12 protein-coding genes are annotated in these 15,821 nt (G+C 71.2%); 7 read left to right on the forward strand and 5 right to left on the reverse strand.

The window, feature by feature from the left end; genetic code table 11:
* Positions 1–15 precede the first annotated feature (15 nt).
* Both E1295_RS02020 and E1295_RS02025 read left to right on the forward strand, forming a co-directional pair.
* Positions 16–1,614: an AAA family ATPase gene (locus E1295_RS02020; RefSeq protein ID WP_220448502.1), complete on the forward strand. Its 1,599-nt coding sequence runs from the start codon at positions 16–18 to the stop codon at positions 1,612–1,614.
* A gap of 80 nt (positions 1,615–1,694) precedes the next feature.
* The gene (locus E1295_RS02025; protein ID WP_132627909.1) at positions 1,695–4,868 is read left to right on the forward strand and encodes an ATP-binding protein; all 3,174 of its coding nucleotides are present in this window, start codon (positions 1,695–1,697) and stop codon (positions 4,866–4,868) included.
* Positions 4,869–4,872: 4 nt separating this feature from the next.
* Here the strand turns inward: E1295_RS02025 and E1295_RS02030 are convergent, their stop codons facing one another.
* The 3 genes from E1295_RS02030 to E1295_RS02040 form a co-directional block, all read right to left on the reverse strand.
* Positions 4,873–7,134 carry a S9 family peptidase gene (locus E1295_RS02030; protein WP_132627910.1) on the reverse strand — a complete coding sequence of 754 codons (2,262 nt, stop codon included), beginning with the start codon at positions 7,132–7,134 and terminating at the stop codon, positions 4,873–4,875.
* A gap of 22 nt (positions 7,135–7,156) precedes the next feature.
* The gene (locus tag E1295_RS02035; protein WP_132627911.1) at positions 7,157–8,626 is read right to left on the reverse strand and encodes an MFS transporter; all 1,470 of its coding nucleotides are present in this window, start codon (positions 8,624–8,626) and stop codon (positions 7,157–7,159) included.
* A 179-nt stretch (positions 8,627–8,805) separates the two neighbouring features.
* Positions 8,806–9,198 carry a winged helix-turn-helix transcriptional regulator gene (locus E1295_RS02040; protein ID WP_132627912.1) on the reverse strand — a complete coding sequence of 131 codons (393 nt, stop codon included), beginning with the start codon at positions 9,196–9,198 and terminating at the stop codon, positions 8,806–8,808.
* Between the two features lie 120 nt (positions 9,199–9,318).
* On the opposite strand from E1295_RS02040, the gene E1295_RS02045 reads away from it, so the two are divergent.
* Together E1295_RS02045 and E1295_RS02050 are read left to right on the forward strand one after the other, a co-directional pair.
* Positions 9,319–10,164 carry an NAD(P)H-binding protein gene (locus E1295_RS02045; protein WP_132627913.1) on the forward strand — a complete coding sequence of 282 codons (846 nt, stop codon included), beginning with the start codon at positions 9,319–9,321 and terminating at the stop codon, positions 10,162–10,164.
* A gap of 131 nt (positions 10,165–10,295) precedes the next feature.
* Positions 10,296–10,772, forward strand: coding sequence for a hypothetical protein (locus E1295_RS02050; protein WP_181957943.1), 477 nt, complete (start codon positions 10,296–10,298; stop codon positions 10,770–10,772).
* A 247-nt stretch (positions 10,773–11,019) separates the two neighbouring features.
* Here E1295_RS02050 and E1295_RS48435 read toward each other — a convergent pair whose 3' ends face one another.
* A complete protein-coding gene (locus tag E1295_RS48435; RefSeq protein ID WP_166427027.1) occupies positions 11,020–11,397 on the reverse strand; it encodes a DUF6578 domain-containing protein in 378 nt (125 codons plus the stop codon).
* A 408-nt stretch (positions 11,398–11,805) separates the two neighbouring features.
* On the opposite strand from E1295_RS48435, the gene E1295_RS02055 reads away from it, so the two are divergent.
* From E1295_RS02055 to E1295_RS02065, 3 genes are all read left to right on the forward strand, one after another.
* The gene (locus tag E1295_RS02055; protein WP_132627984.1) at positions 11,806–12,912 is read left to right on the forward strand and encodes a TerC family protein; all 1,107 of its coding nucleotides are present in this window, start codon (positions 11,806–11,808) and stop codon (positions 12,910–12,912) included.
* Positions 12,913–13,015: 103 nt separating this feature from the next.
* Positions 13,016–13,201, forward strand: a complete 186-nt coding sequence (locus E1295_RS02060) for a hypothetical protein (RefSeq protein WP_132627914.1) — start codon at positions 13,016–13,018, stop codon at positions 13,199–13,201.
* 226 nt (positions 13,202–13,427) lie between these two features.
* Positions 13,428–14,510: an endo-1,4-beta-xylanase gene (locus E1295_RS02065; protein ID WP_166427033.1), complete on the forward strand. Its 1,083-nt coding sequence runs from the start codon at positions 13,428–13,430 to the stop codon at positions 14,508–14,510.
* Positions 14,511–14,577: 67 nt separating this feature from the next.
* On the opposite strand, the gene E1295_RS02070 is transcribed toward E1295_RS02065, so the two are convergent.
* On the reverse strand, positions 14,578–15,726 hold the full coding sequence (locus tag E1295_RS02070; RefSeq protein ID WP_132627916.1) for an amidohydrolase family protein: 1,149 nt from the start codon (positions 15,724–15,726) through the stop codon (positions 14,578–14,580).
* Positions 15,727–15,821: the final 95 nt, after the last annotated feature.

Here is a 15,821-nt window from a genome sequence, read left to right on the forward strand (position 1 = left end):
TGGCACTATGTGATCGTGTCATCACCCAAGGCGAAGTACTTCAACACCACCGGCCCCTGCGATCCGCGGCTCCACTACATGCTGCCTCCCGCACCACGGCTTCCCGAAGCGCGGACCCTCATCGAGATGGACCGCTACTTCGTCCTGCACGCCCCCCGGCAGACCGGGAAAACCACCATTCTGGACACTCTGGCCTCCGAACTGACCGCCGAAGGCGACACCGCCGCCCTCGCGTTCTCCTGTGAGCGCGCCAAGGCGGCCGGCGACGACTACCCCGCCGCGGAGTCGCTGCTGCTGGATTCCCTCCGCGAGGCCGCCGACCTGTCGGGCTGGCCGAAGAAGCTGCTGCCACCGGGTGCCTGGCCGCAGGTCACGCCGGGCAGCCGGTTCGGTGCGGCGCTGAGCGCGTGGTGCCGCCGCAGCCCACGCCGGGTGGTGCTCTTTCTCGACGAGATCGACGCGCTGCAGGGCAACAGCCTGGTCAGCATCCTCAGCCAGCTCCGCGACGGCCACAACAAACGATCGAAGGGCTATCCGTTCCCCGCGTCGATGGTGCTGTGCGGGCTGCGCGACCTGCGAGACTACAAAGTCGCCTCCGGCGGCGACCCCACACAATTCAGCTCGGCCAGCCCGTTCAACATCATCGCCGACTCGTTGCGCCTGGGCGACTTCACCGCCGGCCAGATCGCCGAACTGTACGACCAGCACACCCAGAAGACGGGGCAGCAGTTCACGAAGGACGCGGTCGACCGGGTCTTCGAGCTGACCCAGGGCCAACCCTGGCTGGTCAACGCCCTCGCCCACGAGATCACCTCCACCATGCAGGTGACCGGCACCATCACCACCTGCCAGGTGGACGACGCCAAGGAGCGGCTGATCCGGGCGCGCACCACCCACCTGGACGCCCTGGCCGCCCGGCTGCACGAGCCCCGGGTCAAGCAAGTGATCGAACCGATCGTGGCCGGCACGTCGCCGGGCACGGACATCGCCTTCGACCATGCCGCTTCCTACGTACACGACCTGGGCCTCATCCGGGGGACCAGGGACATGGTGATCGCCAACCCCATCTACCGGGAGGTCCTGCTCCGGGTGCTGGGCGACCGCACCGAGCGGTTCGTACGCGCCGACCCGCACAGCTTCGTGCTTCCCGATGGCCGCTTCGACCTGGCACGCCTGCTGGAGGAGTTCGTCGTGTTCTGGCGTGAGCACGGCGAGGTCCTCATCCAGCAGGAGGGCTACCACGAAGCCGCCTGCCAGATCATCCTCATGGCCTTCCTGCACCGCCTGGTCAACGGCGGCGGCCACCTCGACCGCGAATACGCCGCCGGAACCAAACGCCTCGACGTCCTGATCCGCTGGCCTCACACCGGTCCCGACGGCGAGCGCCTGATGCAACGCGAGGCCATGGAGCTCAGGGTCTGGCGAGCGAGCGCGAACGACCCGAAACCCGAAGGGCTGGCCCAGCTCGACCGCTATCTCGACCGGCTCACCCTCACCACCGGCGTCCTGGTCATCTTCGACCGCCGTCCCGAAGCCTCACCGTGGAACGAACGAGGAGACTTCGAGCAGGCGACCACACCGTCCGGCCGCCAGGTCACCGTCCTGCGCGTGTGAGAGGTGTCCTGGGCCGGTGGACGCGCCGTCATGCCACCACAGGCGGCCGGGAGGCGTTCGTCCTCTGAGAAGGTGGAGTGGTGCGGATCGAGTTGCTGGGGCGGATCCGGGTCTTCACCGATGACGGGACACCCGTTGAGGTCGGAGGCCCTCGCGTGCGCATGGTGCTGGCCCGGCTCGCGCTGCAGCCGGGACACGTGGTGCCCGCCGAGACGCTGATCGGCGCGATATGGGGCGACGGCCCGCCGGCGGACGCCGCCAACGCGCTGCAGGCGTTGGTGTCCCGGCTGCGCAAGGCCCTGCGCGGGACCGGCGGCGTGCAGTCGCGGCCGGGCGGCTACCGGCTCGTGGCCGGCGCGCAGGACGTGGACGCGCACAGGTTCGAGGAACTGGCGGCGCGCGGAAGAAGGGAGCTGGCCGCCGACAGGCCGCAGGCGGCCTCCGTCACGCTCGGCGAGGCCCTCGGGCTGTGGCGGGGCGGCGCCGCGCTGGCCGATCTGAGCGATGTGCCCTTCGCCGACGTCGCCGCCGCCCGGCTGGAAGAGCTGCGGGTTGCGGCGGCCGAGGACCGGTTCGACGCGGAGGTGCGGCTGGGAAGGCACGATGAGGTGCTGGCCGACCTGGAGGCGGCCGGCAGGCGGCATCCCTTGCGGGAACGGCTCACCGTTGTGCGCATGCGCGCCCTCTACGCGGCAGGGCGGCAGTCCGACGCGCTGACCGTGTACGAGGAGACGCGCGCCGAGCTGGCCGGGCAACTCGGCGTCGATCCCTCCCGGGAACTGCGGGAGACACAGCTGGCGGTGCTCCGGGGCGAGCTCGACGGTCCGCCCGTCCACGCCGGATCCCGGTTGCCTCGGTGGCTGACCGGCTTCGTCGGCAGGCAGGAGGAGCTCAGGCTGGTCCTGGAGCTGATGGAGACCTCCCGGCTGGTCACCGTCGTCGGCCCGGGCGGAGTCGGCAAGACCCGGCTGGCCGTGCACGCGTTAACCCGGCACCGCACCTGCCGCAGCGGACGGGTGTGGTTCGTCCCCCTGGCCGGGGTGGAGACGTCCGCCGGGCTGCTGGACGCCGTGCTCGGCGCGCTGAGCGCCTCGGGTCCGCGCTCGGTGCAGCCGCTGCGCACCGACCCGCAGGAACCCCTTGACGCGGTGGCCGGCCTGCTCGCGGGTGGGGAGGCGGTGCTGGTGCTCGACAACTGCGAGCGGCTGGTGGCGGACGTCGCGGAACTGGCCCACCGGTTGCTCGACCGGCTGCCCTACGTGACGATTCTCGCCACCAGCAGGGAGTCGCTGGCGATCGTCGGTGAGGCGCTGTGTCCGCTCGGGCCGTTGGAGGTCCCCGCCACGACGCAGGAGGCCGCCGGGGCGGCATCGGTGCGGCTGTTCCTGGACAGGGCGGCCGGTGTGCGGCCCGGCTTCGTGCTGGATGAGGCCACGGCCGGTCCCGTGGTGGAGATCTGCGGGCGGCTGGACGGGCTGCCGCTGGCGCTGGAGCTGGCCGCCGCCCGGCTGCGTACCATGAGCGTGGAGGAGATCGCGCGGCGGCTGGATGACCGCTTCCGGCTGCTCGCCTCGGGCAACAGGACAGGGCCCGCTCACCAGCGCACGCTGCGCGCGGTGGTCGAGTGGAGCTGGGAGCTCCTGACGGAGGACGAGCGGGCGCTGGCGCGGCGCCTGTCGGTGTTCCCGGGCGGGGCCGGGCGGGACGCGGTGCGGGCGGTGTGTCCGAACGCAGACGGCCCAGACGGCGGGGACGGGAACGGCGGGGACGGCGACGACGGCGACGCGTACGTGCTGGACGCGCTGGTCGAGAAGTCCGTCGTGGAGGCGAGTGGTGAGGGCCGCCGCAGATATCGCATGTTGGAGACGATGCGAGCGTACGCGGCGCAGGAGTTGCTCCGAGCCGGCGAGCGGGAGGCCGTCGAGGCCCGTTTCGTGCGGCACTTCCGGGGGCTGGCCGAGGAGCACGAGCCGTTGCTGCGCTCGCGCGAGCAGGTGCGCTCGATGGCGGTCCTGGATGCCGAGTACGGCAATCTGGTGCTCGCGCTGCGGATGGCCGTCGCATCCGGGGACGCGGACTCGGCATCGCGGATCCTGCCCGCGCTGAGCTGGTACTGGACCATGGCGCGGTTCGACGCCAGGTCCGAGTCGCTGGTGGAAGCGGTGCTCGGCTTCGGCGACGCCCTGCCCGCCGCCGCGCGGGCGGCCTTCGCCGCGGTGCGCGCGCTGGCCGGCAACAGCGGGTCGCTGCCCGATCGAGAGCCGGCCCGCGCGCTGATCGAGGACTGTGTCCGCTCGGGGGCGATGGACCGATATCCGATCCTGGTGCCGGTGGTGGTGCCGGCGGCGTTCTTCCTGCGTCTCGACGATCTGGCGGAGCGTGAGTTGCGCCGGGCGCGCGATCACCGGGATCCGTGGGCGCGGGCGTGCGCGTGCTGGGTGGAGGCGTACGTGCGCATCGACCGTGGCGACTGGCCCGGCGGCGCCGCGGCGCTGGCGCAGGCCCTGCGGCGCTATGAGGAGGTGGGCGAGCGTCATGGGCTGGCGATGGCCCTGATCGGCTCCGCCCACTCCCACGCGGTGCGGGGCGAGCACGAGCGGGCGCTGATCGCCGCCGAACGCGGCGTCGCCCTGGTCGCGGAACTGGGCTCGCAGGAAGAGGCCGGGTATCGGACCTGGCTGGCCACCGCGCGGATGCGGGCCGGTGACCCGGACGGCGCCTGGCGGGACGTCGCGGCGGCCCGCCGCGCGATCGGCGGCCGGGTGCAGCGGCATTCCGAACTCGAGCTGGAGCGCTGCGTCGCCGAGTTGCACCGGCGTGGTGGCGCCTGGGAATCGTCGGAGCAGGCGCTCGATCGGCTGGAGGCGCTGGCCGGAGAGCTGTCGGTCCCCGAAGAGACGATCGAGGTGCTGGTCGCGCCGGCGCGGGTGGCCAATCTTCTGGCCGCGGGAGCGGCGGCCGAGGCGCGGCGCTTGTTCCCGAACGCGGTCAGAGCCTCGGTCGCCGCGCGCGACGCCGCCGCGGCGGCGCAGTTGCTGGCCCGGTTGCTGCTCGGTGAGGGCGATCCGGCCGGCGCGGCGCACGCCCTCGGGATGAGCCGGGCGATCCGGGGGGTGTTCGACCGGGGTGATCCGGAGGTGGGCGAGCTGGCGGCCTCCCTGGTCGAACGGCTCGGCGCCCCGGCGTACGAGCAGGCGTACCGCCGGGGCGCGGGGCTGTCCAGGGATCAGGCGCTCGGCCTGCTGGCGGGGTGAGGCGTCAGAACCAGGCCGCGAGGAAGCCGGCGTCGAAGACGAGCGGCGTGAGGCGGTGCTCCGGTGGTTCGGCGTCCATCAGGTGCCGCACCAGGAAGTCCCACCTGCGCCGGTACACGTGGTGCTCGTAACCGAGGAACAGGTGCTCCGCGCCGGGGACGATCAGCATCTCGACGTCCTTGTCCAGGGTGATGAGCCGCTCGGCCAGGCGCATCGTGTGGTCGGGCAGGACGTTGGGGTCCATGCCGCCGTGGATCAGCAGGAGCTTGCCCGCCAGCCGGTCGGCCCTCACCACGTTGGACACCCGGTCGTAGTCGGCCTCGCCGGGCATGCCGTGGTACAGCTCCGCGTGCCCGGCGTGCAGGTGCCGCAGCTCGTGCGTCCCGCAACTGGAGATGCCGGCCTTGTACAGGCCGGGATGGTCGAGCATGGCGCGTACGGCCTGGTGCCCGCCGGCGGAGATGCCGACGACCCCCACCCGCTCGAGGTCCATCCAGGGTCTCGTCCGCGCCAGTTGCCGCAGCGCGGCGGCCTGGTCGCCGGCGTCGCCCAGGTTGCCGTGGGAGGCGTCGGCGAAGGCCCTGTCGCGTCCCGGTGAGCCCCGCCCGTCGACGGCGACCACGACGAAGCCGAGCGCGGCCATGGCTTCGGCCTCGTGGCCGAGGATGCCGGGGTCGAAGGTGGGGTGGACGCGGTTGGTCTGCGGGCCCGGATACGGCGTGTCGATGACCGGGTAGCGACCGGCGGGGTCGAAGTGGTGCGGCCGGTACAGCACACCGTAGACGTCGGTGACGCCGTCGGCGGCCTTGACCCGGAAGCGTTCCGGCGGCCTCCATCCGGTCGCGAGCAGGCGCGTGACGTCCGCGCGTTCCAGCTCGACGAGCACGCGCCCGTCCCAGCCCCGCACCGTGGTCACGGGCGGGGTGTCGGTGGTCGAGGCCGAGTCGACGAAGTACGCCCCGTTCGGCGCGACCGTCACGTCGTGGTCGAGATCGTCGCCGGTGAGCCGGGCGAAGCCGCGCCCGTCCAGCCCGGTCCGGCACACCGTACGACGGTACGGGTCGTCCGGGACGAGGCCCGCGGCCGTGAAGTACACCACCCGGTCCGTCTCGTCGACGTGCAGGATCTCCCGGACCGCCCAGGCGCCGGAGGTCACCTGCCCGAGCAGTGCGCCGGTGCCGGCCTCGTACAGGTACAGGTGTCCCCAGCCGTCACGCTGGGAGTACCACAGCACCTCGGTCCCGCCGCCGATCACCTCGACCATCGGCGCCTGTCCCTCCGCCCACTGGTTGGGCGCCACGCGGGTGTCGCCGGCCTCGGTCAGCAGCGTGGTCACGTGACCGGTGACCGGGTCGAGCCGGTGCAACGACAGGCTGCGTCCGTCGCGCGGCCCGCTCAGGTAGTACACCGCGCTGCCGTCGGCCGCCCACCACGCCCACCGCGTCATCACCGGCGAGACCACGGACATGGGCAGGGGTTCGGCCGAGGCCCGCGCCACGGCGCCGGTGGCGATGTCGAGCACGACCAGCTCGGCCAGCGGCACCCGCTCATCACCCGGGTGGGCATAGCGCTGCGTGTGCAGACGGGGCGGGCCGCCGTCCGCGGGCAGGGCCTCGATCCGGTGGTTACGGCGTACGCCGCGCTGATCAGTGCGATGGGTCAGCACGCGCGTCCCGTCCGGCGACCAGGCCGCGGCCGGCGGCATGGTCGGGAATCCGAGCTTGCGGACCAGGACGGAGTTCTGCCACCAGTCGGGCGCGGTCCCGTACTCATGGTCCGGATTCCCGTCCGAGGTCAGCGCCCATTCCGTGCCGTCGGCCGGCCGGCGGACCCACAGGTTGTGGTCGCGGCGGAAGACCGCGTGCCGCTCGTCGGGCGAGGCGGCCTCGACGAAGGAGGCGGCCGGGCGCGGCTCGCAGCTCTCCAGCGCGTACGTGTCGAGAGCACAGCGCCAATGCCCGCCGAACGCGGCGAACTCGACAGCCCGGCCGCTCAGCCGGATGGCCTCGAACGGCAGCGCCGCCGCATCCACGTCCTGCCCGGATGCCGCCGCCAGCGCGGCGGCGAGCCGCTCATGGTCGAAGGCCGGTACGCGGACGCCCGCGGCCGGGTCGACGAGCACGAACCGGGTGCCCGAGCGGTACCAGAAGCGGGCACCGCCGTCGGCCCACACCGGCCTGACCCGCCCCCCGGGGACCAGCGCGGCGCGGTGGTGCGGCAGCAGCTGCTCCGCGCTCTGGTAGGCCGTCACATCAAGCTGTCTCATCTTCGAGGATCTCCTTCTCTCTTCAAGCGTGTGCGTGCGCGGGAGTACGACGGCGCAGGACGGCGAGGGCCAGCACGGCTCCGGCCACCGACAGCAGGGCGGCGGCGGTGCTCACCAGCGACATGGACGACAGGAAGGCCTCCCGCGCGGCCTGCGCCAGGCCGGCCGACCCCGTCCTGGCCGCTGTGCCGAGCGCCTCCGCCAGCGACGTCCTGGCCACGTGCGGCGTGCCCGCGGGCAGAGCCGCGAGGTAGCCGGCCGACAGCAGGCTGCCCAGCGCGGCCACGCCCAGCGCCATGCCCGCCTGCTGGATGGTGTCGCTGACCGCTGAACCCACCCCGGCGTGCTGCGGCGGGATGGCGCCCATGAGCGTGGCGAAGACACTGGGTGTCGCCAGCCCGGTGCCGATGCCCATGACCACCAGGCCCGCGGCGAGAAGCGGATATCCGTCGCCCGGGCCGATCAGCGCGAAGAGGCCCTGCGAGACGGCGATCACCAGCATCCCCGCCACGATCAGGGTCCTGTCGTGGACGTGCCTGGCCAGCGTGGCGCCCACCAGGTTGAAGACGGCCACGGCCACGGCCAGCGGCACGAACGCCAGCGCGGCCTTCATCGCGCCGTATCCGAGCACCAGCTGGAGGAACTGCGTCAACGCCAGTTGCACCGCCGCGGTGGAGAACACCAGCAGCACCACCGAGGCCGCGGCCCCGCTGAAGTCGCGTTCGCGGAACATCGCCGGCGGCAGCAGCGGATGCGGCGCACGGGACTGCCACCGCACGAAGAGGACCAGCGCGATGACGGCCGCCCCCAGGGCGATCACGACCGGAGCCGACCAGCCCTCGTGCGGCAGGGAGATGATCGCCCACACCAGGGCGGCCATCCCGGCGACGGACAGCAGCACGCCCAGCGGGTCGGCCCGTCGTGCCGGCCCCCGCGACTCCGGCACGACGGTGCGGGCGCCCATGCCGGCGAGCACGGCCAGCGGCACGTTGACCAGGAAGACCGACCCCCACCAGAAGTGCTGGAGCAGCAGCCCGCCGAGGGTGGGACCGGCCACGATGCCGACCATGCTGACCATGCCCCAGATGGACATCGCCTTGCGCCGCTCGCTCGCGTCGAAGACGACAATGAGGATGGACATGGTGCTGGGCATGGCCAGGGCCGCGCCCGCCCCCATCAGCGCGCGGCACGCGACGAGCTGCCACGACTGGTCGGCGAACGCCGCCAGCAGGGACGCCCCGCCGAGTACGCCCAGCCCCAGGATGAGCAGCCGGCGACGCCCGTAGCGGTCCGACAGGCTTCCGGCGGTGATCAGCAGGCCCGCGAACACCAGGATGTAGGCGTCGAGGATCCACTGGACGTCGGCCGGGCTCGCCCCCAGCTCACGCATGAGCGCGGGGATGGCCAGCGTGAGGATCATGTTGTCGACGCTGAGCACCAGCAGCGCCAGGCAGACAACGCCGAGGATCCACCATCGGCGTGGATGGGCCATGAGATTTCTCCTGCATCGTTCGGGGCAGGACCGCCGCTGCGGTCCGTTCTGTGACGCCCTGAACGATGCGCGTCCGCGCTGACAACGACCTGACAAGGCGCGAGAAGCCACTGTCAGGCGCCGTCAGAGCGGACGCCGTCGCAACCCTGGTTCAGCCGTCCGGCGCGTTTTCGCCGGCCTCAGTGAGTCGAAGCGCTGTCGTAGGCGCGGCGGGCCCGATCGACCGCGTCGAGGTTGGTGGCGGCCCATTCGGCGAGGTGGGCGAACAGCGGGGCGAGGCTGCGGCCGAGGTCGCTGATCTCGTATTCGACCCGGGGCGGGATCTCGGGGTGGTACGTCCGCACGATCAGGCCGTCGCGTTCGAGTTGCCGCAGGCGCTGGGTCAGCACCTTCGATGTGATCGTGGTGATCCGCCGTTGCAGCTCGACGAAGCGCTGCCGGCCGTGGTGGTTGAGGGTCCACAGGATCGGGGTGGTCCACCGGCTGAACACGATGTCGACCACCGGGGCGATCGGGCAGGCCTGCTCCGGGCCGGCCGACGTGGTCGCGGCCTGCCATGTCGTGTCGCCCATGCGGATGCTCCCTCGGAGATAGTCACTTTCCTCTAGGTACCTACTATACCCAGGATGTTAGCGTCGCCTGCGTTGCGTACGAACCGCTCGTTCGAGCGGATGAACGACAGGAGAACGACCATGATCGTTGTAACGGGAGCCACAGGAAACACCGGCCGCCCGCTGGTGCGGATGCTCGCGGCGGCCGGCGAGAAGGTGACGGCCACGTCCCGGGCCATCGCGGAAGGGGACGTGCCGGAAGGCGTCACGCACCGGCAGGCTGACCTGGCCGACGCCGAGAGCCTGCGCCCGGTCTTCGACGGCGCCGACGCGCTGTTCCTGCAGAACGGCGGTGCCAGTGCTCACACGCTGAACGTGGCCGACATCCTCGCTGCGGCCAAGTCCGGTGGTGTCGAGCGGGTGGTGCTGCTGTCCTCGCTGGGAGTGAAGACCCGGCCGGAGTCGGCCTCGCACGGAGTGCTGGGACTGTCCATCGAGGAGGCCGTACGAGAGTCGGGCCTGGACTGGACGATCCTGCGGCCGGGCAACTTCGACTCCAACACCTACGCCTGGGCCGCGTCGGTACGTGCCGAGCGGACCGTCGCCGCCCCGTTCGCCGACGTCGCGCTGCCGTCCGTCGACCCGGGCGACATCGCCGGGGTCGCCGCCGCGGCGCTGCGGGAGGACGGCCACGCCGGGCGGATCTACGAGCTGACCGGTCCCGCCCCGGTGAAGCCCCGGGAGCAGGCCGAGGCGATCGGCGCCGCGCTGGGCGAGCCGATCCGGTTCGTGGAGCAGACCCCGGACCAGGCACGGGCGCAGATGATGACGTTCATGCCGGCGGACGTGGTGGAGACGACCCTGGCCGTCCTGGGCGCGCCCACGCCGGCCGAGCGGAGGGTCAGCCCGGACGTCGAGAGGGTGCTGGGCCGGGCGCCCCGCACCTATGCCGAGTGGGCCCGCGCCAACGTCGCCGCCTTCCGGTGATCAGCACGCGATGACGCCGGGCCGGCCCTCGTGCCGCCCGGTTCCCGGCCGGCACGGCGTGTCAGGTGTCCTCCAGCACGGCGGGCAGATCGAGTTCGCCGCCCCTGCCGGCGCTGAGCCATGCCATCGTCATGGCCGAATATGAAGGCGCCGGCCGATTCCACCTGACGACCTCCGGCGACGACTACGAGGTGACCGTACGACGGAAGATCGTGGACACCACCTACCAAGGCGTCACCGTGCCGGCCATGCGACCGCCGGAGTTCCCGATCGCCACCGGCGTTCCCGTCGTGCCGCCGAACGAATTGCCGGCCATTCGCGAACCCTACGACCGGTACGTCGTCGTCGGCGCGGGCAAGACCGGGATCGACGCCTGCCTCTGGCTGCTGGAGCGGGGCATCGCCCCGGAACGCCTGACATGGATCATGCCCCGCGCGCCATGGCTCATCGACCGGGCCACCGTGCAGCCGCTTCCCCTCCGCCGCGCCGAGGACATCGCGGAGGAGTACGCCGCCAAGCACGACGCCATCATGCGCGCCGAATCCCTGCCGGACCTCTTCGATCGGCTCGCCGCCGTCGGCGCCCTGCTGAGGATTCTCGCCGGATGACCGGCCGACGGCGTTTCGCTGCGCCACCGTCTCCCAAGCCGAACTGGAACAGCTACGCACGATCAAGAACGTGGTCCGCCTCGGCCGGGTGAAACGCATCACCGAAGCGGACATCGAACTCGACGGTCGCCACCATGGCGCTGGACCCGGCGCTGGTGCTGGACCCTGGCCGCTGACGCATCACGGGAGAGAACGGGGCCCTCGTCACCCGCCGGAGTGCCGGGAGGGCTCGACGCGGCGACGGGGTCTACGCGAAGACATCGAGGGTCACGACGTACCCGATGAACCGCAGATCTCCCTCAGCCGGAGGCCGCCCGTCGGCGAAGGTCTGCGGAGTGAGCACTCCTTCGACCGGGTGATACGCGCTCTCGCCAGGGGTCAGCTCGTAACGGGCGTGGACCGCGGAGATATGGGTGACGCGGGCTTCGACGCTGATCTGATCAGGTGAGGGCTCGCTGTGATGCTCCTGGCCCCAGTCGATCGTGGCCGCGGTCTCCTCACCGAGGGCGCGCGTCAGCCAGTCGCGGTCGGCCGGGCCGAGGGTCCAGGAGACCGCCGATCCGAGGCCGAACAGCTCGCCGCAACACTCCATCTGCCAGTCGTCGACCCAGACGTTCCACTTCATCCCACCAGTCTTGCCGGACCGTCCGGGTCCACACCGATCCGGAGGAGCCGGTGTGAAGCGGGGCCCGCGTCCCGACCTTGGCGCAGACCCCGGCCGTCTTCGCGGGTGGCGGCAGATGGTAGGCTTCGCGGCCGGAGCGATCGTAGGACGATGTCCCACAAATCCACACGAGTGCCGCGGCCCACTTCGGTCCTTGGCCCCCGCGAGAGATTTGCCCAAGGGAATTTCGTCTACTGCATTCCGTATGTATGATCGCACCGAAGTGGAGGGGAGTACTCCTTCGCGGCCACGTCGTCATCACGGACCCTTCCTCGGGACCCGGCGCGGTCGGTCCGCGGCGACGCGGGCGGAGAAGACCTCCGACGGACGTGTCAACGCCAAGTCGGAGGAGCTCTCATGCCCCCACCCATGCCTGTGCCCGCCTGGCTGTGGGCGGCCACCATCGCCGCCCTCCTCGCGCTCATCCTCCTCGACCTGATCATCGTCAACAGGAGGCCCCACAGGGTCACGATCGCCGAGTCGGCGCGCTGGATCGCCTTCTACATCGCCTGTGCCGTCGCTTTCGGCACCGGAGTGTGGATCTTCGGCGGCGATGACCAGGCCGCGGCGTACATCACCGGCTACATCACCGAGTACACGCTGAGCGTCGACAACCTGTTCATCTTCATGCTGATCATGGCGAGCTTCGCCGTGCCCGCGATCCACCAGCACCGCGTGCTGCTCATCGGGATCGTGATGGCGCTGGTCATGCGCGGTGTCTTCATCGCCGTGGGCGCGCAGGCCGTACAACGGTTCAGCTGGGTGTTCTGGCTCTTCGGCGGCGTCCTCATCTACACCGCGTGGAAGTTCGCCTTCAACAACAACGACGACGAGGACTACGACCCCAACGGCGGCGTCGTACGGCTGGTACGCAAGCTGTTCCCGGTCACCGACGACTACCACGGCTCGCGGCTGACCATCAGACAGGACGGCCGCCGCCTGCTGACCCCGATGTTCATCGTCATCGTCGCCATCGGCGGCGCGGACCTGGTGTTCGCGGTCGACTCCATCCCCGCGATCTTCGGCATCACCCAGGACGCCTACCTGGTCTTCGCGGCCAACGCGTTCGCGCTGATGGGGTTGAGACAGCTGTACTTCCTGCTCGGCGGGCTGGTGGAGAAACTCGTCTACCTCACCTACGGCCTGGCGGTCATCCTCGGCTTCATCGGCGTGAAGCTCGTCCTGCACGCTTTGCACAAGAACGAGCTGCCGTTCATCAACGGCGGCGAGCACGTCACCTGGGCCCCCGAGATCAGCAACTGGACCTCGCTGGCCGTCATCGTCACCGTGCTCACCATCACCACGGTGGCCAGCCTGCTCAAGTCCAGGCGCGACACCCGCCTGGCCGCCGAACCGGCCGCGACCGAATCCACCACGCCCCGTTCCGCCGCTCCCGAACCCACCGCGCCCGAACCCACCGCGTCCGAATCCGCCGCGACCGGATCCACCGCGTCGGGGCCCGCTGACCGCAACTGAACCGATCAGGGGGCAGGCTCGCCGGACGGCGGCGAGCCTGCCTGCGGCGCGGGAAAAGCGGCGAGCGATCACCCTGGACTCCGCCGACCAGCGGTACCGGACCGTGCGAGACGGGGAGGCCCGCGTCGCCATCGGCCCCGACCTGCAGCGCCTCGGGCTGGACGACTACACGGTGGAGAAGGGCGAGCAGTACACGCTGTGGGCGATGTTCAAGCCGCCCGCCGACGTTTCCCGCGTCACCGTGCGGATCCCCGGGTTCGAGCCCGTCGCCGACGTACCGATCTCCTGAGGCCCCGCGCGGGCCGCGGCACCCGTACATGACAATGCGGGCGGCCGTCCTTGGGCCTTCCCACGGCGAGCCGGCGGGTGTATCTGTTGTGTAAATCGATTTGCATCGCGCGCGGTTCTTCGGACGACTCGATGAAGGGAATGCGGTGGCAGGTCAGAGAGGTCTCCCTCGAAGATCGTTCCTTGTCGGTGGCGGCCTGGGAGCCGCGGCGCTCCTGGGTGGTGGCGTGTCGCCGTTCGTGTCCGCGCGTGCGGCATGGGCCGCGCCCGCGGGCGAGCTGCACCGGGCTGCGCTGGCCAAGGGCATCCGGTACGGCTCGTCGGCCGCGACGTGGCAGGTCCAGCCGGACTCCGCCTACGCGGCGCTGTTCGCCCGCGAGAGCGGGATGCTGCTCACCGAGGACGACCTGCTGTGGTACCGGCTGAAGCCGACGCGGGACTCGCCTCTCGACTTCGGCCACGGCGACCAGATCGTCTCGTTCGCCGCCGGCAACGAGCAGCCGGTGCTCGCGGCCCATCTGGTCTGGGACGAGGGACTGGGTGACGGGTGGGAGCCGGACGCCCTGTACGAGCTCGGCACCCAGGAGGCCCGTGACCTGCTGTTCGGGACGATCCAGCAGGAGGTCGCGCACTATGCCGGGCAGGTGACGGCCTGGGTGGTGGCCAACGAGGTGACCGACGGGCGCCGCAAGGACGCCAACGGGTTCTGGACGGTCGAACCCTGGTATCAGACGATCGGGCCGTCCTATGTCGAGGAGGCGTTCACCCTCGCCCACCAGCATGACCCGGACGCCCTGCTGCTCATCAACGAGTTCGGGTTCGAGACCGGGACGGACGCGGCCGCGCGCCGGACGTCGATGCTCAAGGCCATCGACCATCTCCAGAGCAGGAACGTCCCGGTGCACGGACTGGGGATCCAGGCACACCTGAACGCGGACAAGTTCGCCCGGAAGTTCGACACGGCGGCGTACCGGACCTTCCTGTCGGACGTCGCGGCGCGGGGGTTGTCCATCTTCATCACCGAGATGGACGTCCAGGACGACGGCCTGGAGGCCGACGTCCCGAGCCGTGACGCGGCCGTGGCGGACGTGTACGCGCGCTATCTGTCCGTGGCCCTCCAGGAGCCCGCGGTCAAGGTCGTGCTCACCTTCGGGCTGAGCGACCGCTACACGTGGCTGGAGGAGGACTACCCGCGCCCCGACGGGGCCGCGCGCCGGCCGCTGCCGTTCGACGAGGACCTCCAGCCGAAGCCCGCGTACACCGCGATCCTGCGAGCCTTCGAGAACGCTCCGGCACGTCCACCGCTCTGATCAGCACCGCCGGGCTCTGAACCGGTGCGGACGCGCCGGGCCCGAGCCCGGCCCTGAGACGGGCGCGTCACAGCCGGGCGCCGTAGGTCTCGATGGCGTTGTCGCTGCTCACCCGCTGCCTGATCGCCGGCGGCAGCGCGGTCAGGGCGTGCCGTGGGTCGTCGAAGTCCCAGTGCGGGTAGTCGGAGCTGAACATCAGGGTGCGGTCCGCGCCGGCGATCTCGCAGAGCACGTGCAGGTGGTGGCGGCGCTTCGGCTCCGGGAGCGGCTGCGTCGTGAACCGGACGTGGTCCACGATGTACTCGCTGGGCAGCCGCCTGACCCACGGCACCTCGTCGCGCAGGCCCCTGACGTTCTTGTCGAGCCGCCACATCACGTCGGGGATCCAGCCCAGCCCGCCCTCGGTGATGATCACTTTGAGGTTCGGGAAACGTTCGAAGACCCCGTGGCAGACGAGGCTGATCACGTTGGCCTGGAACACCTGGCTCAGCCCGCTGTGCCACTCGACGTAGTACGTCGGCGTCCCGCCCGCCATCGGCGGCGAGGTGCGGAAGATGCCCTCGCCCGAGTTGGGGTGGACGGCGACCGGAATGCCGACCTCGCACGCGGCCTCGTAGATCGGGTAATGGTGGCGCAGCCCCATCAGCAGGTCGGTGAGCGGCAGCAGCACGCCGACGAAGCGCTCGTCCTCGGCCGCGCGCCGGATCTCCCGGGCCGCCAGCACCGGATCCTGCGCCCCGACCACGAGGTAACCGCGGTACCGGTCGTCGGCGTCGAACCAGGTCGTCGCGAGCCACCGGTTGTACGCCGAGGCGATCATCGCCGCGGCGTCCGGATCGGGCATGGCTCCCAGCCCGAGCACCTCTCCCCCGATGAGCACCGCACGGTCGATGCCGTGGCCGTCGAGCAGCTGCCGTGCCGTGAACGCCGGGTCGGCTCCCGGCGCGGACCCGTCCGGGGCGCGGGCGTCGTCGCGGAGCACCCCGGCCGGGTTGACGTAGAGCATGTTCCGCGGGACGGACACCGCCTCGCGGTGCCCGATCGTGGTGAGGTCGCGGCGCTCGTCGAGGCCCAGGCGGCGCTGCTCGGCCTGGGACAGGAACGGCCGCAGCTCCCCCAGGCCGCTCTTGGTGACCGGGTGGACGTCGCAGTCGACGAGCCGGTAGCGGCTCGGCGCGTGCGTCTCCGCGAGGGGCTGGTCACGCAGGTCGGCCATGGGAACTCCTGTCCGGGCAGTGGTTGCCGAGATGACGCGGAACCGTCATAGTCATTGATAGCAAATCGATTGGCATCGCGGTCGAGAGTCAGTGG

The organism is Nonomuraea mesophila (assembly GCF_004352805.1).
GTDB classification, from domain to species: Bacteria; Actinomycetota; Actinomycetes; order Streptosporangiales; family Streptosporangiaceae; genus Nonomuraea; species Nonomuraea longispora.